Source organism: Klebsiella sp. C349492 (genome assembly GCF_042055345.1).
GTDB classification, from domain to species: Bacteria; Pseudomonadota; Gammaproteobacteria; order Enterobacterales; family Enterobacteriaceae; genus Klebsiella; species Klebsiella scottii.
Genome location: NZ_JANQCE010000001.1, coordinates 805,407 through 828,354 on the forward strand (window position 1 = coordinate 805,407; position 22,948 = coordinate 828,354).

A 22,948-nucleotide genomic window follows, 5' to 3' on the forward strand; every position below is an offset into this window, starting at 1 on the left:
TAAAAATCGCTATCATTTCAATCCGCTACGGCGCGTTTCTTATGCGACAATCCCGTGAAATAGATTGACGAAATTATTATCTACTGGATAATTTTACTATGTGGTGAATCCCCCTATGCGGAGGGGCGTACTGACCAGGTAATGTCGCAGAAGGTATTGCCAGCTGATGATAACGCGGGTCATAGTCGGTCAGGCAAAGGCTCACCGGGAGGCACCACAGCATTTCTGTAATATTTTATCCCAATGGAAGGGTTGAAAATGATTAAGTTTAATATATCTGCACTGGCTATTTTCCTGCTCTCTGGGTGTAGTTCTGATATTGCGATCGCTCCGGCGACAAAGCCTGTTTACAAGCCAATGCCTGAAATAACCCAGTCGGTGACGCCATCGCAACAGCGCGCGATTATGGCTGGTGAGCGGCCTGACTGGTCAGAAAGAACGCCGATCAATACAATGAAGCGATATTAATCGACTCTTATTAGTTTAAGGCTGCCCTGCGGCAGCTTTTTTATTTGTGCCGACAGAACGATATTCATTCTGTAGTTGGAAAAGATGTTTCTTCAGGGGCGATTGTGTGGAGCGCTGACGTTGGCATTCGCATCCGCTGAAGAGGACGAGCGTGTCGATCGCCCGAAGGGGGCCGCAGCCGGGCGCCCGGCGATACCGGTGATAAGGCTGACCAGTTGGAGGGGACGTCCGAATAAGCCGATCCTGACCCAAAATAAGGTATCGCGCTTGAGCCTTCTGTTTACTGAAGCCTGAGAGCGGACTCAAACTTCAGCTGGCGGGTCATCAATCAATTATTTGATTGGTTTACTTTCAGAAGGAAGGAAAATATTGCCGCAGTAGGGGCAGATTAACGTTATATCGTTTTTAATTCTCGACAGGCTATGCGTTGACTGGCGAGAGCAGTGGGGGCAGGTACTTTTTAACGGTCGTAACGTACGTACCTTATCTTTGAGAATAGACATGATATTTGTCCTGGTGAGCGGTTACTAACCATATACCATTGGAGAGAAAATAGCTTGCTTTATAACCACCGATCTTTCGCGGTTACTTAAACCTTAAATGTGCAGTACGGCAGCGAAGAACCGACTCCCTATAGATGTAATGTAATAAAAAATAATGGCTTACATGACTTTCCAGATTGGCGGACTCCGCTTAAACTCGCTGATGGTATAGCAGACGCCGTCCACGTCGCGGCGCGGGCAGCATCCGCGCATTGCGCGGATGCTAAAAAAACCGGGCAGCAGTCATATGCCCGTTATGCTCGCCAGGCGCGACGGGCATCCGTTGGCCGCTGCCGCCTCGCCAGCGACAGCGCCTGCCTTACCAGTGCTTAATCAGCGTCTCGCCGATCCCGGCAATCTCCCGGTTTCTCTCTTCCATCGATGCCTCGGTGCCGGTTAAATAAATAATAACGATGCGCGCGGGCTGCCCGTCCGGGCCGAGGGCGGCGATAATACCGCGCGAGCCGCGATTGCCCGCGCCGGTTTTGTCGGCGATAAACCAGCCGTTCGGCAGCGCCGAGCGCAGCAGCGGGCCGGCGACCTTGTCGTCAACCATCCAGCGGCGCAGCTGCTGCCGTGATGAAGCGGAGAGCACGCTGCCGGTGAGCAGGTTGCGCAGGGTTTTTGCCATCGCCTGCGGGGTGGTGGTATCACGCGCATCGCCGGGCAGAGCCTCATTAAGCTCGGTCTCCAGGCGGTCGAGCCGTGAAGTCTGGTCCCCGCTGCGGCGCAGGAAGGCGGTTAACCCCTCCGGGCCACCGACGCTCGCCAGCAGCAGGTTAGCGGCGCTGTTATCGCTGAGGGTGATTGCCGCAGCGCACAGCTCGGCGACCGTCATGCCGTCGGCGAGGTGCTTTTCGGTCACCGGGGAGTATTCAACCAGATCCTGCTGGCGATAGCGGACGCGGCGGTCGAGCTTTTCCTCTCCGGCATCCACGCGCGCCAGCACCGCCGCGCAGAGCGGCACTTTAAAGGTGCTCATCATCGGGAATCGTTCGTCAGGGCGATAGCTGGCCAGCAGTTGCCCGCTAGCTAAATCCAGTTCCGCATAGCCCACTCTGGCCTTGAGCTGGCTCTCTGCGGCTTTGACTTTATTCACCGTAGCGTCATGAGCCCAGCCGGGCAGGGCGAATACGGCGAGCAGGGGGATCAGGGCAAAACGATAGTGGCGCATTCCGGGTACTGTTCCTTAGTTTTTAATTCTTCACGCCGCGCTGGGCTTAGCCCGGCGACTCTCATACAAATAATGCGAAATAAGAGATGTGAAGATTCACAATTACCCTTTTTTCCTTCATCATTCGTCAGCTTTTAGTCGTAATAATCAATGCTTAGCTCAATATAAGAAAGAGTTTTTTTATTTAAGGCCGGTATGAACTATAAGAATGTACTGAAGGTAGCGTTATTGCTACCAGACGTCGGCTACCGAACGTTAATCATTGACCCCAATCCGGGAGGAACATGGTGGACCCGCTAATTAAGGTCATGCTGGTGGGGGGGAAGGCGGATGGCCTGCTGGTCAGCGTCGCCGATACCGCGACGGAACTTTCCGTCACCGCCGCGCAATATGGCGCGAAATCCGGGCAGCCGCTGAGTTATCGGATCGTCTCGCAGACTATCGATAATGAGCGTTACTTTTTTGGCGTGTTTAGCGATACTCACGACGATACGGATAAGCTAACGCGAGTTGCGCTGACCCGGGGTATGAAGAAATCGCTATGCTGAGCCTGTACCGGACGACCGATCGTCGTCCGGGCAGGCGGCGTTCTCCCGGCGGCGGCAAATGATTTCGCGATCTTAGGGAGCACCATGATCCACCATCTCCGCATACAAAATTTCAGATCGGTCAGGGATATCGAGCTGGAGCTGGGGGCGCTGAATATCGTCTTTGGCCCAAATGGCTGCGGCAAGTCCAATATCTACAAAGCCATCCATCTTCTCACCGCCTCCGCGGACGGTAAATTTTCCAGCTATATCAGCGAGGAAGGCGGCCTGGAAAATATTATGTGGTCCGGGAAGAGCGCGCCCACGGCCCGCTACCCGAAACGGCTGCAGATCTCCTGCCTGACGGAACAGTTCGACTATGAGCTGCAGGTTGGATTCCCGGAAAAGCTGCCGTATCCCACCCAGTTTATGCTCGATCCGATTGTGAAAGAGGAGTCTATCTGGCTTGCCGGCTTCTCCCGCCGCCCCTCGGCCAGAGTGCTGCAGCGCAAAAACCAGGCGGCGTTCCTGATTGACGTGCACGGCGAGAAAAACACCTTTACCGACACCATCTACGAGAATGAATCGATCTTCGGCCAGCTTGGTGAACCCCATCGCTTCCCGGAAATATCCCGGGTCCGGGAGACCATGCGCCAGTGGCGCTTTTATCACGAATTCAATATCGGCCGCCATTCCGCGCTGCGCCATCCGGCGGTGGGCTACCGATCGCCGGTGCTGGATAGCGACGGGCATAACCTGGCCGCCGCGTTTCAGACGATTGTCGAAATTGGCGCCGAGGAGCTGCTGCACGAAATCCTCGAGAGCGCCTTTCCGGAGTGCCGTTTCTTCTGTGAAAATGAAAATTCGCGCTTTTCGATAAAGATGCGGCGCGACGGCATTTACCGGCCGCTGCTGGCGGCGGAAATGTCTGACGGCACCCTGCGCTTTCTGTGCCTGGCGGTGGCGCTGCTGAGCCCAAGGCCGCCGGCATTTCTGGCGATCAACGAGCCGGAAAATAGCCTGCACCGGCAGATGTTTCCGGCGCTGGCGCGGCTGATTGTCGAAGCATCGCGCTATAGCCAAATCTGGCTGACCAGCCACTCGGCAGAGCTGACCGAGCTCATCTCGTCGCTGGCGGAAAGCCAAATTTACGAGCTGGAAAACAGCGGCGGCGAGACCCGGATCAGGACATAAAAGCCCGCCGCAGGCGGCGGGCGACGCGCTCTGCGCCTCAGGCGGCGTTGTTATATCCCGGGGCCGGCAGCAGGGTTTTACTGCCTTTCAGGGTAAACAGCGAAATAATCGTAAAGCAGAGCGTAATCGAACCGAGGATCAGATAGGCCTGATGGAATCCTACGGTGTCGTACATGCGTCCCACCCACGCCGACAGCACCACGCCGGAGAGCTGTTTCGATAAGTTAAAACCAATCAGGAACAGGGTGGCGGAGAGCTTCGGGTTAAACGCGGAAGAGATATATTTAAAGGTGCCGACCAGCAGGAACGGAACTTCAAACATATGCAGCATTTTTAATATGACGACTTCGACCGCGGTGGTGGCGAATGAGGAGCCGAGAATGCGCACCGACATAATTACCCCCGCGGTCAGCAGCGCATTTTTCGCCCCGATGCGGTTAACAATTGCCGGGGCGCAGAACATGACCAGCGCATTAAGCAGTTCGCCGCCGGTGGTGACAAAGCCAAAGACTTCGGTTCCGCGCTGCGGGCTGGCAAAGAAGCCTTTAAAGAAGTTAGCAAACTGCTGATCGAAGACGTCATAAACGCTGGCAACGCCGACCACGTAGATAATAAACCCCCAGAACCGCGGCATGCGCAGCAGCTCGGCGGCAACGCGCAGTGAGAAGGCCTGGCGGTTTGCGCCCAGCGCGTCCATCACCTGGGCGCTATTGCTGCTTTCCGGACGCGAAAACCACAGCAGTCCCCCTAGCACCAGCGCGAAACCGGAGGCAATCCAGAAGGTAATATTCGGGTCGATGCCGAACAGAATCCCGGTAATCGACGCGCAGATCGCCCAGCCGACGCAGCCGGCAACGCGCACCTTGCCGTATTCAAAACGGTTGGCGCGGCTGACGCGTTCGATATAGGCCTCGACCGCGCCGGAGCCGCTGGAAAAGACGATCCCCAGATAGACTCCGCCCACCAGCGCGCCGACAATAATATTCATCTGCAGCAGCGGTGAAAAAACGAATATAAAGAACGGGGCGAACAGGATTAATAAAACCACGATCGTCCACAGCAGATGCTTGCGCAGCCCGAGCTTGTCGGAAATCAGGCCAAATATCGGTTGGCAGATAATGGCGAACAGCGAAATTGAGGAGAAGACGATCCCGGTTTCCGTTTTGGTTAAGTGGTTAACGTCCGCCAGCCACACCGGGAAAAAGGGAAAATAGGCCGACATAATGAAGTAATAGAAGAAAAAGAACAGCATGAAATAAATAAAGTTATGCCGTTCTCGCGGCGCGAGTTCAGAGAATTTCATAGAGAGGTTCCATTTTTATTATGCCTGTAAGGTTGGGGAAGTAACGCCCCGTTTATACCCGTCATACCTCAGATCGCATGCGCGTTGCTTTTCCTTGCTCACCCCAGCCGCTGACTTCAGTAAGCTCCGGGGAATTCCTGCGTCGCCGCCTGCCTGCAACCCGAATTATGAGAGTACATACCGTCATGCTCCAGGCGGCCGACGGGCGATTCACTTGACGAATCACCCGCGGCGCGGCCCGATTATTCAGGGTTTATTATTGGAAATGAATGCTTATCTGATACTGCCACTGCGTCTCCTGCAGCAGCCATTGCGGCAGGACGCTCGGGGTCCAGGAGTCGTCGCCGCCGACGCCCATATGTTGGCCGTCGAGGGTAATCCAGACGCCGCTCTCCGGGCGCATCCGGTGCCAGTGATCCGTCGCCATCAGCTGCCCGGTGCCGTAGGGTTGCACCGAGAAGTGGAAGTTGCCCGCGACGTGCCAGCGTCCCCAGTCCAGCGCTTTGCTATCGCAGCGCAGGCCGTTCTCGGTGGGGAAGATGTACGGCGTGCTCATCTCCTCAAGGGGCAGCTGCCAGCGGGAGAACTCCGCGCTGCTCCGGCGATCCGGGTAGTTTTCATGGGGGCCGTAGCCGAGCCAGGAGACCGGCTGCTGCTGATCGGCGACCTGGAAATTAAGGCCGACTCGCGGCAGCGGCGGCAGGGTGCCGGCGCGCTCGCCGTCTACCGCCAGATGTAAACGGCCTTCGCTATCAAAGGTCATGCGCCAGCGGCTGACGATGACCGCTTCATCGCCGCGCAGATAGTGCCAGCGGCTGTCGATAACCACCTCATGGGCCAGACGCTGGGCTTCGCAGTGAACGCAGCGCGCTTCAAGATCGTACAGACCGGCGCTTTTCCAGCGCTCAACCCAGGCGTTAGGGTCGATGCGTTCCACTTCGCTGACGCCGATATCGTTATCCAGCGGGGCGCGGACAAACTGGTCGCGCAGCGGAGTGAGCAGCTGCTCCACGCCATCCGCGCGCCACTGGCTGAGCAGCCCGCTGTGACGATCGACGGTCCACTGCTGCGATCCCAGGCTGACGACATAGATCCCTTCATCGATCTCCAGCGTCGGCGCGCTACCGGCAGGCTCGGGTTTGGCGAGCGCGAGCGGGGCGGCGAGGGCAAACTGCTCCCAGGCCACGCGGTGTTCGGCTGGCGACCAGACGGTAGCCTGCGGCTGAACCACCTCCAGCAGCAGCCAGACCTCTTTTGCTCCCGCAGGCAGGGTCAGGGTATCGCACAGCGTAAGCTCCGCCTGGCCCTGCGGCGCGAGTTCGAGGGCGGCGCTGCCGCTGGCGAAGGTTTCGCCCGCTGACTGAACCTGCCAGCGCAGCACTTCATTGTTGGTCGCGCGGAACAGGTATTCACTATTTACGCTGACCCGCAGCGGCGACTGCGCCAGCAGCGCGAACTGGAAGAACTGCTGCGCGTGTTTGGCTTCGATAAGCGACGGGTGCGGGCGGCGATCGGGGAAAACAAGCCCGTTCATGCAGAACTGACGGTCGTTGGGTTTATCGCCAAAGTCACCGCCGTAGGCCCAGCCGGTGCTGCCGTCATCGAAAGTTTTGCTAATCGCCTGATCCGCCCAGTCCCAGATAAAACCGCCCTGCAGGCGCGGATACTCGCGGAACGCCTGCCAGTAGTCGGCAAAGTTGCCCAGGCTGTTGCCCATCGCGTGCGCGTATTCGCAGAGAATAAGCGGGCGCTGCTCGCCCGGCATGCTGATCCACTTTTTGATGCCCCATTTCGGTACCGCCGGAATGAGCTGGTCGCGCTCAACGCGGGCGTACATCGGGCAGATAATATCGGTGGCGCTGCTATCCGCTCCGCCGCCCTCATACTGCACCGGCCGCGAAGGATCGTTGCGTTTGAGCCAGTGATAGAGGGCTTGATGGTTGTCGCCGCCGCCGGATTCATTGCCCAGAGACCAGATAATAATCGACGGATGGTTGCGGTTGCTTTGCACCATGCGCGTCACGCGGGCGCTAAACGCCGGCAGCCACGACGGGTCGTCGGAAAGGCGGTTCATCGGCACCATGCCGTGGGTTTCGATATTGGCTTCATCGACCACGTACAGGCCGTACCGGTTGCACAGTTCGTACCAGCGGGAGACGTTCGGATAGTGCGAGCAGCGCACGGCGTTAAAGTTGTTCTGCTTCATCAGCAGGATATCCTGCAGCATATCCTCTTCGGTCACCACCTGGCCGCGCTGATGATGGTGCTCATGGCGGTTAACGCCGCGGATCAGCAGCGGTTTGCCGTTAAGCAGCAAAAGCCCGTTGTCGATCTCGACCCGGCGAAAACCGATGTCCCAGGCTTCAGCCTCAATCAGCCGATCGCCGTGCCACAGCGAGACGACCGCGCGGTAGCAGTGCGGCGTTTCGGCGCTCCACAGCGACGGGCGCTCGACCGCCAGGGTCAGGCTGGCCCGTTCGGCATAGTTACCGCGTTCGTCGATGGCCGGCGAGCCGGGACGCTGGCGGACGCTGGCAACCTGTTTATCTCCTTCCCACAGGCTGACTTCGGCGATCAGCGCCTCGAGCTCTCCGGCAGGCGCGGCAATGGTCAGATCCACGGCCAGCTCGCCGTCGCGGTACAGCGCGTCCAGCCTGGGGGTGATTTGCACGTCGCTGAGGTGCTGATGGGGCTTGTTGAGCAGCCACACCGAACGGAAAATGCCGCTCATGCGCCACATATCCTGATCTTCCAGCCAGCTTCCGGCGCTCCAGCGCATCACCATCACGCACAGGCGGTTATCGCCGGGCCGCAGGTGCGGCGAGAGGTCAAAAGCGGCAGGAAGACGGCTGTCCTGGGAGTAGCCGACCCACGCGCCGTTGCACCACAGGTGGAAGGCCGAGTTGACGCCGTCGAAGATCGCCTGGGTCTGGCCTTCCGCTAGCCACTGCGGATCAACGGTAAAGGTCAGCGAGTAGCAGCCCGTCGGGTTGTCTTCCGGCACGCGCGGTGGCGTGGTGTCGATAGGATAGCGGACGTTGGTATAGATCGGCGCGTCGTAGCCTTCCATTTGCCAGTTTGAGGGAACCGGGGTGCTGCGGCTGTCCGGCAGATCGTCGTCGATCCAGCTGGCGTCAACGGCAAACGGACTGCGGGCGTAGGAAAACTGCCACCGTCCGTCCAGCAGACGACGGCGATCGCCGGGCAGGTTATCGCGCGCGTCGGCGATGCTTCGCCAGCTGGCAAACGTCGGGTGAGCCGCTAAGCGGTTAAGCTGAGTAATGGTCTGGTTTTGCCAATCTTCACGGGCCAGCACTTCGTGGAACAGCGGAGAGCGGGCGGCGGTTGAGTCGTGTTGTTGCATACGCATACCTGACGGATAAGTGAAGGAAATGTCATTCGCTAGACAAGAATGAACGTGTTATCAGATATTTTTTCTTATGCCGCAATATTGTTGGAAATGAAACCCATTAACGATCACGAAATGCCGGAATTAGAGCTGATTTTTGTCGTGAATTAGACATAAAATGTTAGCGTGAGACATTTAACGCATTCGGACTCAATTTTGGCGACCAGGAGATGAGCATGCAGCGGCGTTCGGCAACCTTAGATGATGTGGCTAAAGAGGCCGGGGTGTCTCAGCAGACGGTTTCCCGGGTGCTGAATAATCCGGACGTGGTCTCTGAACGCACCCGCGATAAGGTGATTCGCGCGATGCAGGCGCTGCACTATGTGCCTAACCGCTCCGCCCAGCTGCTGGCGGGGAAGGCGGCGCCGTCCATAGGGCTGATCACCGCGTCGTTGACGCTGCATGCGCCATCGCAAATTGCCGCGGCGGTGAAGCGTCATGCCGGAATGCACCGGCTGGAGGTGTCGATCGCGATGCCGGAGCAGACCGACTATTCGTCGCTGCAGGCGCGGCTGGATGAGTTCCGCGCCCAGCATATTCGCGGGGCCATCGTGAGCCTGCCGCTGGAGAGCAGCACAGCCGAGCGCCTGGCCGCCGAGAATCCCGATATCTCCTGCCTGTTTCTCGACGTCTCTCCTGAAACGGACGTTTCCTGCGTGCGGTTCGATCATCGCGATGGCTGCGGCGCCTGCGTGCGTCATCTTTGGGAATCAGGGCATCGGGAATTTGGCCTGCTGGCGGGGCCGGAAAGCTCTGTTTCTGCGCGCATGCGCCTCGGCAGCTGGCGCGAGGCGCTGCATCGTCTGGGCATCAGCAGGGCGGTGACGGTCTTCGGCGACTGGAGCGCGGCCAGCGGCTGGCAAAAGACTTTTGAGCTGCTGCATCTTCAGCCGCGGATCAGCGCCATTGTGGTGGCCAACGATCAGATGGCGCTGGGGGTGCTCAGCGCGCTGGCGCAGCTTAACCGCACCGGCAGCAGCGCCATCTCGGTGACCGGCTACGACGATACCGCGGATAGCCTCTATTTTCAGCCGCCGCTGACTACCGTCGCGCAGGATTTCGATCTGCTGGGGAAAAGGGCCGTGGAGCTGCTGGCTGAGCAGATGGCGACGCCGCAGCTGCGCATTCGTGAACTCCTGCCGACCACGCTGATTGTACGCCAGTCGACCTGGGCGTACGGCGCGGAGCCCGCCCGCGATCCGCTGATCGCGGAGCTAAAAACGCTGGTGGAAAAGCTTTAAGCCGGGTTGGTTTAATCTTCATTGAAGTAGGGGATGCTAAAGTGCGCGGCAGGCGTAAAGAAAGATGGACTCTTACTTTGCGTACAATGCAAAACACAATCTATCCATGCAAGCATTTATTTACCGCCATTTCACTGGCGGTTTTTTTTTGCCTGCGTTTTGTCCATCTCGCCGGGCCGTATTTTATTTAACTCTGCTGATTGAGCGTTTATTATCCTGTTTCTGGAATAAATGCTCTGTTTCTGGAGGGGGCGGTGCGCCGAGCTTCCCGGGCCATAGTTTTTAACCCAGCATAAAATGCTGTGGAGACGACGGTCAGGCGGACGGTCCCGGCCGCAGGGGCCGGAGCTTCCGGTTATCGTAAAATATTGACGCGCTTGACCAGGGGATTTATGCGCCCGACTGCGCCATGCTGTTTGCTCAGGCAGGTCAGCATCACGCTATCGGACCACTGGCATTGACTGCGCCCGCGATGGGATGACGAAGAGTTAAACAAAGCGCTGACGATAAGCCCCACGAAAAGGGTCAGCAGCGGGAACGCGAGCGAGGTCTTCACTTTATGGCTATCCTGGCGGTCAATTCAATTTTTAGTACCCTACACTAAAAATGTGACAGTTATCCCATTTATGTTTTGTATGGTTTATGCAGTGGCGGGGGATGTCGGTCTTCCGTCCGACCGTTTTCGACGTTGACGGCAGCGCCGAACCGCGTGACTTCAGGCGCCAGAAAGTATACGATGCGCATATGTTTTATAACGGTATATATATATGGGAATCGTAAAAATTTCAGATCTGCTGCATGACGATATCCGTGATGCCAGCCGGGCCATGTCGCGGTCGGTGAACGCCCAGGCCGAATATTGGATCCGCGTGGGTATGCTGAGCGAGCTCTATCCCGAGCTGAACCACCAACAGATTAAGCTGCTGATGCTTAAGTCAGGGTCCGATCGTCTGCTGGAGGTGATTAATGCAATCAATTCCCATTAAAACCGCCGAAGAGCTCGCCCTGCAGCGCCATGCCGGCGAACTGCTAGCCGCCGTTTTTGCGATGCTGGACGAGTTTATTCAGCCGGGCGTGACCACAATGGAGATTAACAATCGCGCCGAGGATTTCATCGTCAACCAGCTGCATTCCCGCCCGGCCAGCAAGGGACAATATGATTTTCCCTATGTGCTGAATACGTCCATCAATGAGGTCGTGTGCCACGGGATGCCGAAGGAGACGGAGCACCTGAAATCGGGGGCGATTGTTAACGTCGATATTACCCTTGAGAAGGGCGGGCTGATCGCGGACTCCAGCAAAATGTACCTGATCGGCGACGTTTCTCCGCTGGCCCGCCGGCTGGTGAAAACGACCTATGAAGCGATGTGGAAGGGAATCAAGGTCGTGAAGCCCGGCGCCACGCTGGGCGATATCGGCCATGCGATTCAATCCCATGTGGAAAAAAATGGCTACAGCGTCGTCAGGGAGTACTGCGGCCACGGCGTGGGCAAAGAGATGCATGAGGACCCGCAGGTGCTGCATTATGGTAAACCCGGCGAAGGAGCCGTTTTGCGCGAGGGAATGGTCTTTACCATCGAGCCGATGGTCAATCAGGGCGGCAGCAAAACTAAGCTCAAGAAAGATGGCTGGACGGTGGTGACCCGCGACAAGAAGCTTTCGGCGCAGTGGGAACACACCATCGCGGTGACCGACACCGGCTTTGAAGTTCTGACGCTGCGTCAGGGAGAAGAGCAGCTGCTTTGACAGAACCGCTGCGCCGGCCATCTCTTATCGATGGGGAGGGGGGCCGGCGATGAAAACGAGCCCGTCAGCTATGCGCGGAACCCTGCTTCTGTTTCAGCCACAGCCCCAGTTCCTGAACGACCTCGACAACTTTAACCAGCCTGAGACCGTCCTCCGTCAGATTGTAAACAACCTTAACCGGCACTTCGGGATAAACGGTACGCTGCACGACGCCCGCCTCTTCTAACGCCCTGAGATCCATGGTGAGCATCCGCTGAGAGATTGCGGGTATATCCCGACGGAGGTCGCTGAATCTTTTCGGCCTTTCCAGCAGGTACGACACAATAAGCAAACGCCAGCGGCCGCCGATAAGGTTCATCGCGACTTCGACGGAACAGCCGGAGATAACGTCCTTCATTTTAATTCTCAGTATAATTTATGTACCTACCCTACAATAATGTGCCTTCTTTAAAGTATCAACCAACTTTGTTAACCTCCCGACATACTTAAACGGCGAGGGTATTACTGAATGAAACTATATTATTCCCCGGGCAGCTGCTCTCTTTCTCCCCATATTGCTTTGCGTGAAGCTGGCCTTGATTTTGAACTTATCCGCGTCGATACCAAAACGCATACCTACGGCGGCGGACAAAACTATTATGATATTAATCCGCTGGGCTATGTCCCGGCATTAGAGACCGCGCAGGGTGACATATTCCGCGAGGGCGTCACGCTCATTCAATATATCGCTGATTTAGCGCCCGAGGCCGGGCTGGCTCCCGCCAGCGGAACTATCGCACGCTATCGTCTTGAGGAGTGGCTGGTTTTTTTCAATAGCGAAATTCATAAAGCGTTTATTCCACTCTTTTATACCGAGCTCGGCGGAGCTTATATCGATATTGCGCGACAGAAATTACTTTCTCGTTTTGCGTGGATCAACCAGCAGCTGGCGGATAAAAAATATATTACCGGAGCTCGCTTCTCCATTGCCGATGGGTATTTGTTTGCGCTGGTCGGCTGGGCGAAAGCGGACTGGCTGATATCGGTTTATAACCTCGATATTAACCTGACGGAATATAAAAATATTGCCGCCTGGTACCGGCGGGTGCTTGCGCGACCGGCGGTGCGGCAATCTTTAAAGGAGGAGGGCATCGACTTCCTGCCGTTCATATAATGCCGCCGGTTTCCTGTGCTATTATGGGGCTCCACAAACGCTCATAGGGATGAAAGGATGTTAGAAGAATATTTTGGTAATGATGCCACGGCAGAAGAGAAGAAACGACTCCTTGCCGTCCAGGCCGCCTTAGAAATCTCGAAAGCAGCCGTCTCTTCATCAACCGCGAATGCAGGGATCCGCAGCCAGATGGATCTGCGCAACGTGGCGCAGGAGGTTTCCTCCTTAGCTGACGCTATTCAGGATGCTCTCGAAGAGAGCGAGTAAACCGGCATCGGGTTAATCTTTTAGCCCTCCGGCAGTAAGCCCCTTGATGTAGCGGCGCAGGGGGCGTTCTGAACAGCAGGCTGCCTGTCTACGGGTAACCGCGATGGCTGGAGTGAACTCTTTTTTTGCTCAACGCCCGGCATCAAATATTTTGCATCACGGCCTATAAATGCCGCCCCCAACCGCTATTGATTTTTATTCTCCGCATGCCGACAAATTGCGCCAAGCTCTATTACCGCCGCCAGCAGCTGCGGCGTCGGTTCGCAGGCACAATTCAGCCGGAGACAATGGGCCATATCCTGCCGTGGTGAAAAAAGCTGTCCCGGACTCACGCCAATTCCGGCTTCGAGCGCGGCGCGGTGCACGTCGAGCGCATTAATTGTTTTAGGCAGCTCCAGCCACATCAGAAATCCGGCCTGAGGGATAACGACCCGGGTCGGTTCGGGAAAGTGAGCCGCGACCGTGCGGGATATGATATCGACGCTTTTTTGGATCCGGCTCTTCAGCCGTAAAAGGTGGCGATCGTAGTCCCCTCGGGACATAAAATCGCTTACCGCCGCCTCCGTTAGCGGCGAGCCCGCCCAGTCGCTTGCCAGCCGAATTTTCATCACCTCTTCATAGTAGCGGCCCGGCGCAATCCAACCGGTGCGCCAGCCTGGCGTCAGGGCTTTCGACACCGAGGAGCAGTAGAGAACGGAGCCGCTGCGATCAAATGCCTTACAGGCCGGCGGACGAACGGCATCCCCGGCCAGATCGCCGTAGACGTCATCTTCAATCAGCGGGACGTCGTGTCTCTCCAGCATCGCGACCAGCTCCCTTTTGGCCGCAACCGGCATCACGGCGCCCGTGGGATTCTGTGCGCTGGGGGAGACCAGCACCGCCGCTGGGCGATACTTTATGATGGCCTCATTCAGCGCCGTAAGGGAGATGCCTTCCTGAGGATCGGTGGTGATTTCCAGCGCTTTGAGGCCCATTGATTCCAGAAGAAGTAGTGCGCCAAACCAGGCAGGACGTTCAATCGCCACAACATCGCCGGCAACGCAGACGGCCTGCAGCGCCAGACGTACGGCCTGGGTGGCGCCGGCGGTCACGATCAGTTCGTCGGGGCCAAAGGTCGCGCCCCACTGAACGGCCCTGCGGGCTATCTGATAACGCAGATCGGACCTTCCCGGCGGCATGCTGTAGGTCTGTCCGTAGGCTTCCAGGCGCCGGCTTGCGGACTGCAGGACCCGCTGCAGCCTGGCCGCCGGCAGCCAGGCCGGATCGGGCTGCGCGGCGCCCGGCGGAATAAGGCGGCTCTCCTGGCGGCTAAACAGCGTTCTGGCCAGGGTCGACATATCCACCGAGACCGGAGCGGCGTTGGGGACGGCGCTGGAAGAGGCCGCGGGCGGGGCGAGGCTGACATAGTACCCGGAGCGCGGGCGGGCGACGATCAGGCCTTCGGCTTCCAGAAAACGCAAGGCTTCCTGAGCCGTAGGGATGCTGACCTGTTCACGTTCAGCCAGCTTGCGTACCGAAAGCAGACGGTCGCCGGGATGCAGCGCGCCGGCAATAATGGCCTGTCGAAGCGAAAGAGCAATGCGCTGATAGCGGGGAAGCATGGGATCTGTACAGGCTGGTTTTCAATAAATCTGAATATATCCGCTTCGCGCCCGCAACGCTATTCTCGGCTGCAGATGACGAAGATACGGAGATTGCTATGAAAGCTAAAAATTTTGACCTCGCCGCCTATTTTCAGCGTATTGATTATCACGGTTCGCCGGGAGCGGATGCCGCCACGCTGTATGAAATAATGCAGAAACAGCTGTTTTCAATCCCGTTTGAGAATATTGACGTGCGGGACGGGAAAGGCGTCTCGCTGGTCCCGGAAGATATTGTAGAAAAACTGATCGGCCGGCAGCGGGGCGGATATTGTTACGAAGTCAACGCGCTGTTTGCTATGGCGCTTGACGCGCTGGGGGTTCCCTACCAGTTTGCCGCCGCGCGCCCTATGTTCTATCCAGCCCGTCGGCCGCGGACGCATATGGTGGTGATTGCTTTTGTCGGCGGCAGGCGCTGGCTGTGCGATCTCGGGTTTGGCCATTATGGCATCCGGGCGCCCGTCGACCTCGCTATTCTTGATACTGAGCAGCGGCAGAGCCCGGATACCTTCCGTCTCAGCCTCGATTCTGCCGGCGTGTATACGCTGCAGGCGCGGGTGGATAACGGCTGGCACAGCCAATATAGCTTCGATCTCTCCCGCCACGAGCTGATCGATTTTGAGCCCGCCAACTATCTGAATTCAACCCATCCGGAGACCATATTCGTCAGGCAGTTAGTGGTTGTATTACACCACCCTGACGGCAGAAGCATTCTCTCCGGCCGCGCGCTTAAGACGATCCGCGGCCAGGAGACGCGGCAGCGGATGCTCTCCGGGGGCGAGATCCCGCAGGTATTACGCGACACGTTCAGGGTGACCGCTCCCGAGCCTGCCATATTCCGCGCGGCGAAAGATCGCCCGTAGTGTGAGCCTTTTATCATCAGAAAAGAGGCAAGGGATTATCTTGCCTCCGTCGCTGAAAAAAGGCGCGCTGATGACGGCGCGAGAGCGGATGCTTCTCGCCGGTTATGGCGTCAGTTCGGCCGTTGGCAACCCTTTGCCGGGGAGTCTTACCGGCCAGCGGACTTCTCCTACGCCGTTCAGCTGGGGCCGCGAAAATAAAAAGCCCTGGAAAAGACGAATTCCGATGGCGTGCAGCCAGCACCACTCCGCAATGCTCTCCACGCCCTCGGCGACGACGGTGATCCCGAGGTCTTCGCAGCATCTGACAATGGACACCACAATCGCCTGCTTCGCTCCGCTCATATGAATATTGCGCACCAGTTCGGCATCGATCTTGATTTTATTCGGCTGGAAGCGGGTCAGGAGCGAGAGCCCGGAATAGCCGGCGCCAAAATCGTCAATGGCCAGGCTCATGCCGGCCACGCGGATATCCTTCAGCACCTGCTGAAACTCGGTAAAACCGGAAATAACCTCGGTTTCCGTGACTTCTATTATAATTTGCTCTGGCTTCAGCCCGGCGTCGCGGATTTTATCCAGTAGAAACGCCACCGAGCCCGAACGATTATATAGCGAGCCCGGCAGCAGATTAACCGCCAGCCGCTGCTCCCCGAGATTAATGCTGCCCGCAAGCGAAAAGGCGTAGGCCTTGGTTTCGAGGTCGAAATCGTAGCGCTTCTTTTCCGGGACGGAGGAGAACATCTCCGCCGGCGAGCCGCCTGATGGACTGCGGATCAGCGCCTCAAACGATGAGATATGGCCGCTTTCCGGCTCTACAATCGGCTGAAGCGCAAACTGGCAGGGCTGGCCGGACGATAATCCCGGCGACGAGCAGCGCGAGGGCGCCCCCCGGCTTTCCATCGTCCACAGCGCGGGGTTTAATGCTTTCGGCAGGATATAGCGCCCGCCGTGAGCGATAAAGGCCTTGATAAATTTGAACATCCGGTCATCCGGAGAGAGAGCGTTTCGGAACTCGCCCAAATGGAGGATCTCTTCCGTCAACGCTCCCGGCTTCTTTAGCTGCAAATCAAACAGGTGCATACCGATATCGCGAAACCGCCGGTAGGCAGAGTAATCGCGCATCAGCTCCACCACGTCGGTGTGGCGCGGATCGTTGCGAATTTGGTCGAAAAGCGCATCGACCACCTGCTCATCTCCCTCCAGAACCTGAAAAAACTGGGAACCACTAAAAATCAGGATTCCCGTGACGTGGAGGTTTGTGTTTTTCTGTCGTGCCCGGCTGACAAGATTGCTCAGGCCGTTCGGCCGCCAGGTGGGAGCTAACTGACTCCGGTAGATCAGTGTGGTCAGCATATATTTCCTTGTTGGATCGGACTAATGGGTACCAGTCTGCGCGAGGGAATAAATCCTGGCCCGAGGTCCTCTGACCTTAGCGGGTACGGTGTTCATGCCTTTGCCAATCATCAGGCCGTGAAGCCCGGCATTTGAGACTGCCGCTATCACACTGAGAGTCGCTTACTTTACCCTGAACGGAGCGGTATTCCATGTTTATCTTAGTTCCGGCTGGCGTTTGAGGGAAACTCTCCGGGCACGCGCGTCCGCTGCCGCGCAACGTATGCACCCACAAATTAATGAGGAGTCGTAATGAAGCTAATTGGCATGTTGGATTCACCCTATGTACGGCGCGTGGCGATATCGCTGGCGGCTTACGGTCTGGCTTTTGAACACCAGCCGCTCTCCGTGTTTAGCGACTATGCGGCCTTTGCCGAGCTGAATCCGGCGGTTAAGGCCCCGACGCTGCTGCTGGACGATGGCACGGTGTTAATGGATTCCACGCTGATATTGCACTATCTCGAAGCGCAGGCGGATGACGCTTCCAGGCTGCTGCCCGCGGATATTGCGGCGCTGGCGGAGGATAGCCGCCTGCTCGGGCTGGCCCTGGCGGCGAGTGAGAAAGCGGTGCAGCACGTCTACGAGCATCGGCTGCGGCCGGAGGAAAAAAGGCACCAGCCGTGGATAGACCGCATCACCCGGCAGCTGCTGGCGGATTGCGCCGCATGGGAGGCCGGATGGCGGCATCGTCAGGTCAACGCGGCAAAGCTGGACCAGGTCGCCATTACCAGCGCCGTGGTGTGGGGGTTCATTCAGATGATGATTCCAGAGGTGGTCAATGCCAGCGGCTATCCCCGCCTGCAGGCGATTTCCCGGGAGCTTGAGGGGTTGCCGCAGTTTGCGAAATATCCCGCCCGGTAGCAGAGGCGGACAATCGTTTGTGGTTCGCGGCGAAGGTGCTGCGCTCACTCTCTGCCCGGCGTGCCGCCGGGCTTTAATGATGGGGTTTCCGGCCGAGCTGAAGCCACCGCCGCTAATTCCGCCCGGCGCTAGCGGATTGGCATACGGTATTCGATCATCCCGCTTTTGTTGGCGATCCAGTCGTAAAGCCGCTGCCCGCGCAGGTTCGTTTCATGAGTGTGCCAGTAAAGGTGGGCGCAGTGCCGCTTTCGCGCCTGCCGCTGAACGTACTCGATCAGCCGTTTGCCGATCTGTTGGCCGCGCACGTCGGCGCTGACAAACAGGTCTTCCAGATAGCAGTAATCCGTGTCGGCCCAGGTCGAGCGGTGAAACAGGTAGTGCACCAGTCCGACAACGGTTCCGTTCTCTTTGGCGACGGCGCAGTACACCGGCTCGATGGGATTGAAGAAACGGTTCCACGTCAGTCGGGTCGTACTTTCCGGGATATCGACGCGATAGAACGTCTGATAGTTTTTCCATAACGGGAGCCACTGCGGGTAATCATCTTCGGCGACGATGGCGACAGTGATATTGTCTGAATCGCGGCTCATTTCTGCTCTATGCATCTCTTTTCCTTATTGTTTCATGACCTGATTGTCTCTACGTCGCTGATGTTAGGTGGAATTTTGGTTCCAGGTAAGACACACTTTTTGTATATTTACAGGAACCACTTTTACTGCAAAGGTCGCGGGCACCTGTGAAAAAAGCCGTTTCTCCTCTGTTTCAGGAGCTGTTGTTGCATAGCGGGACCATCAAGGATCAGGTCTATCATGCTATCCGCCGCGCCATCCTCGACGGCCGCCTGCCGGCGGGCGCAAAAATCCCCTCCAGCCGCGCGTTGGCCGAAGTGATGGGGATCGCGCGCAACTCGGTCATTGCCGGGTTTGAGCGGCTGAGCGATGAGGGCTATCTGGTCACGCGGGAGGGGGCGGGGACGTTTGTCGTCACGCATATCCCCGACTGGCTCATCCATACGGACAGCGCGGGCGCCGGGCGGGATGACGATCCGCCGTCGGTCGGGGCGCTTAATCCGGACATCACCGCGCTGCGGCCTCTGTGGTCAGAAAGTCAGGCTGGGGGCGCAGCAAACCGCCTTTTTGCCGTGGGGGTCGGCTGCACCGACCTCTTCCCCTATGATTTATGGGGCCGCCTGCTGGGGCGGGTCTGGCGGCAGTCGCGCCGCGAGATCGGCCTCCATGCCAGCCCCAATGGTTATCAACCTCTGCGGCGGGTGATATGCCAGTATATTCAGTCGACGCGAGGGGTTAACTGTAGCGAAGATCGCGTGATTATCGTCAACGGTATCCAGCAGGCGCTGGATATCACCGCGCGTTCGCTGCTTTCACGCGGGGATGAGGTGTGGCTCGACGATCCCGGCTATAACGGCGCGCGCGGCGCTTTCGCCTCGGTAGGGGCAACGATCAGGCCGGTGAGAGTCGATAGTCAGGGAATGGATGTTGACGACGGAATAACGCATTATCCTCATGCCCGGCTGGCCTATACCGCTCCCTCGCACCAGTTTCCGCTGTGCGGAACCCTTAGCCTCGCGCGCAGGCTCGCCCTGCTGGAGTGGGCCGAGTCCCGGCAGGCGTGGATCTTCGAAGACGATTACAATAGCGAATTTCGCTACGCCGCGCGTTCATTGCAGGCCCTGCAGGGGCTGGATAAGCATAACCGGGTCATCTATGCCGGAACGTTCTCGAAGATGATGTACCCGGAGTTTCGCCTCGGTTTCCTGGTCGTTCCGGGCCATTTACGTGAACAGTTTGCCACGACTAAATATTTCTCCGATCTGTGCAGCGGCTATCTTGAACAGGCGGTCCTGGCCCGTTTTATCGAGGAGGGCCACTACGCCAGCCACGTTCGCCGGGTGCGTAAAGCCTGCTATGAACGTAAGCTGGCGCTGGCCGCCGCCGTTGAACGCTATTTGCCGGAGAAAATGACCGTTCATCCGACGGATTCTGGCGTGCATCTGGTGTGCTGGCTGCACGGCGGCCTGACGGCGAAGTACGTGGTGGATAAAGCCCGCCAGCTAGGAATGGGGGTGCAGACGTTTGCGCGCTACTGCCAGCGGCCGATGCAGCGGGAGGGGGTTTTGCTGGGGTTTGCCAACCATTCGCCCGAGACCCTCGAGGAGGGAATTCGCCGTCTGGCGCAGGCGCTTTAAGGCTTGCCGTTCTGGTGTGCTCAAACCGCCCTGGCTGGAGCCGCGCTATTCCGCGCGATAATAAGCCGGAAGAGATATCCGCGCTTATTATGCTGCCGGGTCGAAGAGCTGGCGGTTATTGTTCACTCCGCGGGCAAGATAGTTAAAATGTCCAGCTGACGGCCATAGTCGCAGAACCTTCATTGCGGCGTAGGACTATCGGGCTAGCGGCAGCATGGTCGCCAAGCCAGCTATACCCTGCGCTAAGCGCCGTTCCCCAATGTTCATCAAATTGATGGCTCCACGTCAGGCTGCTGTCAATGCCATAAAATCCGCCGGGCGCCGAAAAACGCGGGTACCCGGAGCGCCGGCTCTGCTGCTGACTGACGCCATAAAAGGTATTCATATATCGATTATCGCCAAACAGGGCGGCAGACTGAAAAGCAACGACATCCTGTGAGTTCTGGAGGGGAATGAGCATAACCGACGTTTGATATTTTACCCCCTGGCTCCCGGTGAGCGGGAGCGCTGCTTTCGTCTCTAACACCAGCCATGATGTGGCCGCCCAGCCGACGGCAAATGCGGTATTGAGAGTCGCATCAATGTTCCCCATGCCTTTCAGATTGTTGGCACCGTCCCGCCAGCCGGAGTTTTTTTCCGCGCGCCCTGGATCGTAGCTAAGCGTATGCTCCAGATACAGGCCGTCCTCGTTTTGCAGGTCGTAGCCGATCCCTTTTTGGCTATCAACAAAGAAGGCCCCCTTGCGCCCCTGGAGTACCGGCACCGGGTGCCACACCTGTTTGTCCGAGCCGCTGTATCGGGGGCTAAACTGACCGCCCAGCCCGACGGTTAGCGAGTCTGGCTGGGCTGCTGCATCGTCAGCGATGGCATGCGTTGATATCGCCCCCAATAGCGAAATTGCCACATACAGCGTAGATTCCGTCGATATCATACTGTCTCCTCATTAATGGCGGGCACCGCCCGGTTCGCGTTGTGCCGTGATTTGCGCCCGGAGTATGATTCGGTCGTATCAATGAACGGTCGGGATATTGTTAAGAAACGGTCAAGGTGAGCTGATGTTATCCAGAAGAGTGCTGGTGGTTGAAGATGATGCCGACGCAGCGGGCGTGCTTGAGGCCTATTTGCGCCGCGAAAATTACGAAGTTATCGTTGCCGGGGACGGTCTGGCGGGGCTGGAAATCGCGCAGCGCTGGAAACCGGATCTGATCCTGCTTGATGTGATGCTGCCGGGACTCAACGGTACCGAGGTTTTGGCAAGACTGCGCCGCCTGAGCGATGTCCCGGTGATCATGGTGACTGCTATGGGCGATACGCCAGATCGCATCGGCGCGCTGCGCTACGGCGCTGATGATTACGTGGTGAAGCCGTATCATCCGGGCGAAGTGGTGGCTCGCGTGCAGGCGGTACTGCGGCGCAGCAATAAAACGGAAATGCGTGAGGAAGTATTGCGCTGGCAGGCGCTCGAGGTCGACGTAACCGCCATCACGGCGACCATCACCGGGCAGGGCGCGTCGCCCCGATATCTCGATTTTACCCCGACGGAATTTTCGCTGCTGACGACTCTGATGCGGCATCCCACGCGGCCTTTTTCCCGACAACATCTGCTGGAGAATTGCCTGCCGGAGAGCGAAGCGCTTGAGAGAGTCGTTGATACGCACGTTTATAATCTGCGCCGGAAGCTGGAGGTGGCCGGGGTATCCGGAGTGCTGGTCAACGTGCGCGGCATTGGTTACAGGTTCAGACAGCCATGATAAATAAGCGATACTCATCCCTCTGGCGCTGGATTTGCGGACGTATCCTCGCGCTGGCCATCGGTAGTGTCGTGGTCATTGCGGCATGTATGTGGCTGCGTTATGCGGTGCAAAACTACTGGATACTCCATAAGATGCCCTCCGCCGTGCGCCAGGAGTTTGTTACGCTCAGCCAGGCTCCGCAGATCAATCCGGGGCGCTTTCATGACATTGTGGATACCTGGTGGGGGCTGAGCTATTCAACGCCCTCCATCGCTTCGGCCGACTGGGCCACCGTCGCGCTTCTGGTGCTGGTGATGATCCCTTTTATTGTTCTGATGGGACTCAAATACGCCCGGCCTTTATCCATGCAGTTCGGCCATCTGCGCGATGCGGCGCAGGACGTGACCCAGGGGCAGTTCGGGCGTCAGGCGGAACTGATCAAGGACGCTCCCGCCGAAATGATCCGTTTCGCCGCTGACTTCAACACCATGACCCGCCAGCTGGCTCGATATGATAAGGAGATCCGCGCATCCCATGTGGCGATGGCGCATGAGCTACGCTCTCCGTTAACCGCCGCTATCGGCCGCTTACAGGGGATGCTGGATGGCGTTTTCGAGGCCAGCCCGCAGCAGCTGACGATGGTGATGAAACAGCTTCAGCATCTGAACCGCCTGACGGACGAACTCCATCTTCTATCCCTCGCCGATGCCGGAAATCTGGTCCTGGATGACCAGCAGTTTTGTCTGCTTGAGCTGCTGCAGGAAAGGGCTGCATGGATGATACCGCAGTCAGACGTGCACGGTATGACGGTACGCGTTCACGGCCATCAGCCGTGCCCGTTTCGCGGGGATGCCTTTCGGCTGGGGCAGGTTTTCACCGTGTTGATGGAAAACGCGCTGCGATACGGACGAGAGGGCGGACATCTTGATATCACCCTGCAAAACCGTGACGGAAATTATGTGCTGGAGTTTCTTGATGATGGGCCCGGCGTGGCGGTTCAGTTTTTACCGGAGATGTTTGAGCGTTTTACTCGCGAGGAGGCGTCGCGAGCAAGGCATTCCGGAGGAAGCGGTCTGGGATTATCGATCGCCCGCGCGATATGCGTCGCGCACGGTGGCGGCATCAGCGCCGCGCTTCCGCCTGGCGGCGGCCTGCTGATTCAGATCCTCCTGCCGTACCAGCCCTGCGCTGCGCAAAATTAAAACGTCTTGATAAACTCTTGACACAACGTC

Annotated in this window: 23 protein-coding genes; 13 read left to right on the forward strand and 10 right to left on the reverse strand. The window is 57.8% G+C overall.

Translation table 11 applies throughout. From position 1 onward, the window contains the following. Positions 1-258 precede the first annotated feature (258 nt). Positions 259-468, forward strand: a complete 210-nt coding sequence (locus NWP14_RS03890) for a hypothetical protein (protein WP_133599647.1) — start codon at positions 259-261, stop codon at positions 466-468. 332 nt (positions 469-800) lie between these two features. Here the strand turns inward: NWP14_RS03890 and NWP14_RS03895 are convergent, their stop codons facing one another. Both NWP14_RS03895 and bla read right to left on the reverse strand, forming a co-directional pair. Then, positions 801-971, reverse strand: a complete 171-nt coding sequence (locus NWP14_RS03895; protein WP_223261804.1) for a YnfU family zinc-binding protein — start codon at positions 969-971, stop codon at positions 801-803. Positions 972-1,329: 358 nt separating this feature from the next. After that, positions 1,330-2,184, reverse strand: coding sequence for a PLA/ORN/TER family class A beta-lactamase (gene bla / locus NWP14_RS03900; protein ID WP_331834279.1), 855 nt, complete (start codon positions 2,182-2,184; stop codon positions 1,330-1,332). Positions 2,185-2,471: 287 nt separating this feature from the next. Between bla and NWP14_RS03905 the strand changes: the two genes are divergently transcribed. After that, on the forward strand, positions 2,472-2,732 hold the full coding sequence (locus NWP14_RS03905; protein WP_045859573.1) for a hypothetical protein: 261 nt from the start codon (positions 2,472-2,474) through the stop codon (positions 2,730-2,732). Between the two features lie 84 nt (positions 2,733-2,816). Beyond that, positions 2,817-3,905, forward strand: a complete 1,089-nt coding sequence (locus tag NWP14_RS03910; RefSeq protein WP_095103294.1) for an AAA family ATPase — start codon at positions 2,817-2,819, stop codon at positions 3,903-3,905. Between the two features lie 37 nt (positions 3,906-3,942). On the opposite strand, the gene NWP14_RS03915 is transcribed toward NWP14_RS03910, so the two are convergent. Beyond that, positions 3,943-5,208, reverse strand: a complete 1,266-nt coding sequence (locus NWP14_RS03915) for an MFS transporter (RefSeq protein WP_095103296.1) — start codon at positions 5,206-5,208, stop codon at positions 3,943-3,945. A gap of 256 nt (positions 5,209-5,464) precedes the next feature. Then, positions 5,465-8,572, reverse strand: coding sequence for a beta-galactosidase (locus NWP14_RS03920; RefSeq protein WP_375214801.1), 3,108 nt, complete (start codon positions 8,570-8,572; stop codon positions 5,465-5,467). A 221-nt stretch (positions 8,573-8,793) separates the two neighbouring features. On the opposite strand from NWP14_RS03920, the gene NWP14_RS03925 reads away from it, so the two are divergent. After that, positions 8,794-9,858 carry a LacI family DNA-binding transcriptional regulator gene (locus tag NWP14_RS03925; protein ID WP_331834277.1) on the forward strand — a complete coding sequence of 355 codons (1,065 nt, stop codon included), beginning with the start codon at positions 8,794-8,796 and terminating at the stop codon, positions 9,856-9,858. Between the two features lie 355 nt (positions 9,859-10,213). Here NWP14_RS03925 and NWP14_RS03930 read toward each other — a convergent pair whose 3' ends face one another. Then, positions 10,214-10,414, reverse strand: a complete 201-nt coding sequence (locus tag NWP14_RS03930) for a hypothetical protein (protein WP_095103300.1) — start codon at positions 10,412-10,414, stop codon at positions 10,214-10,216. 211 nt (positions 10,415-10,625) lie between these two features. Between NWP14_RS03930 and NWP14_RS03935 the strand changes: the two genes are divergently transcribed. After that, positions 10,626-10,844: a ParD-like family protein gene (locus NWP14_RS03935; RefSeq protein WP_095103302.1), complete on the forward strand. Its 219-nt coding sequence runs from the start codon at positions 10,626-10,628 to the stop codon at positions 10,842-10,844. Beyond that, a complete protein-coding gene (gene map, locus NWP14_RS03940) occupies positions 10,825-11,604 on the forward strand; it encodes a type I methionyl aminopeptidase (protein ID WP_331834276.1) in 780 nt (259 codons plus the stop codon). The genes NWP14_RS03935 and map overlap by 20 nt, the downstream gene beginning before the upstream one ends. Positions 11,605-11,668: 64 nt before the next feature. Here map and NWP14_RS03945 read toward each other — a convergent pair whose 3' ends face one another. After that, the gene (locus tag NWP14_RS03945; protein WP_095103307.1) at positions 11,669-12,001 is read right to left on the reverse strand and encodes a helix-turn-helix domain-containing protein; all 333 of its coding nucleotides are present in this window, start codon (positions 11,999-12,001) and stop codon (positions 11,669-11,671) included. Positions 12,002-12,112: 111 nt separating this feature from the next. On the opposite strand from NWP14_RS03945, the gene gstA reads away from it, so the two are divergent. Together gstA and NWP14_RS03955 are read left to right on the forward strand one after the other, a co-directional pair. After that, the gene (gene gstA, locus NWP14_RS03950) at positions 12,113-12,757 is read left to right on the forward strand and encodes a glutathione transferase GstA (protein WP_346431441.1); all 645 of its coding nucleotides are present in this window, start codon (positions 12,113-12,115) and stop codon (positions 12,755-12,757) included. A 57-nt stretch (positions 12,758-12,814) separates the two neighbouring features. Further along, entirely contained in the window at positions 12,815-13,024 is a 210-nt protein-coding gene (locus NWP14_RS03955) for a hypothetical protein (protein ID WP_095103311.1), read from the forward strand. A gap of 185 nt (positions 13,025-13,209) precedes the next feature. Here the strand turns inward: NWP14_RS03955 and NWP14_RS03960 are convergent, their stop codons facing one another. After that, positions 13,210-14,625: a PLP-dependent aminotransferase family protein gene (locus tag NWP14_RS03960; RefSeq protein WP_375214802.1), complete on the reverse strand. Its 1,416-nt coding sequence runs from the start codon at positions 14,623-14,625 to the stop codon at positions 13,210-13,212. 98 nt (positions 14,626-14,723) lie between these two features. Between NWP14_RS03960 and NWP14_RS03965 the strand changes: the two genes are divergently transcribed. Beyond that, positions 14,724-15,527, forward strand: coding sequence for an arylamine N-acetyltransferase (locus tag NWP14_RS03965; RefSeq protein WP_346431443.1), 804 nt, complete (start codon positions 14,724-14,726; stop codon positions 15,525-15,527). Positions 15,528-15,629: 102 nt separating this feature from the next. On the opposite strand, the gene NWP14_RS03970 is transcribed toward NWP14_RS03965, so the two are convergent. Further along, positions 15,630-16,877: a diguanylate phosphodiesterase gene (locus tag NWP14_RS03970; RefSeq protein ID WP_331834272.1), complete on the reverse strand. Its 1,248-nt coding sequence runs from the start codon at positions 16,875-16,877 to the stop codon at positions 15,630-15,632. A 291-nt stretch (positions 16,878-17,168) separates the two neighbouring features. Here NWP14_RS03970 and NWP14_RS03975 point away from each other — a divergent pair, with 291 nt between their 5' ends. After that, complete coding sequence (locus NWP14_RS03975; protein ID WP_346431444.1) at positions 17,169-17,777, forward strand: glutathione S-transferase; 609 nt, start codon at positions 17,169-17,171, stop codon at positions 17,775-17,777. Positions 17,778-17,905: 128 nt separating this feature from the next. Here NWP14_RS03975 and NWP14_RS03980 read toward each other — a convergent pair whose 3' ends face one another. Continuing rightward, positions 17,906-18,367, reverse strand: coding sequence for a GNAT family N-acetyltransferase (locus tag NWP14_RS03980; protein ID WP_095103320.1), 462 nt, complete (start codon positions 18,365-18,367; stop codon positions 17,906-17,908). 146 nt (positions 18,368-18,513) lie between these two features. Here NWP14_RS03980 and NWP14_RS03985 point away from each other — a divergent pair, with 146 nt between their 5' ends. After that, the gene (locus tag NWP14_RS03985) at positions 18,514-19,983 is read left to right on the forward strand and encodes a PLP-dependent aminotransferase family protein (RefSeq protein WP_375214803.1); all 1,470 of its coding nucleotides are present in this window, start codon (positions 18,514-18,516) and stop codon (positions 19,981-19,983) included. A 142-nt stretch (positions 19,984-20,125) separates the two neighbouring features. Here the strand turns inward: NWP14_RS03985 and NWP14_RS03990 are convergent, their stop codons facing one another. Beyond that, positions 20,126-20,914: a MipA/OmpV family protein gene (locus NWP14_RS03990; RefSeq protein WP_375214804.1), complete on the reverse strand. Its 789-nt coding sequence runs from the start codon at positions 20,912-20,914 to the stop codon at positions 20,126-20,128. Between the two features lie 124 nt (positions 20,915-21,038). Here NWP14_RS03990 and NWP14_RS03995 point away from each other — a divergent pair, with 124 nt between their 5' ends. Both NWP14_RS03995 and NWP14_RS04000 read left to right on the forward strand, forming a co-directional pair. Next, entirely contained in the window at positions 21,039-21,734 is a 696-nt protein-coding gene (locus tag NWP14_RS03995) for a response regulator (RefSeq protein ID WP_095103324.1), read from the forward strand. Continuing rightward, the gene (locus tag NWP14_RS04000; RefSeq protein WP_095103325.1) at positions 21,731-22,918 is read left to right on the forward strand and encodes a cell wall metabolism sensor histidine kinase WalK; all 1,188 of its coding nucleotides are present in this window, start codon (positions 21,731-21,733) and stop codon (positions 22,916-22,918) included. Before NWP14_RS03995 ends, NWP14_RS04000 begins: the two co-directional genes overlap by 4 nt. Positions 22,919-22,948: the final 30 nt, after the last annotated feature.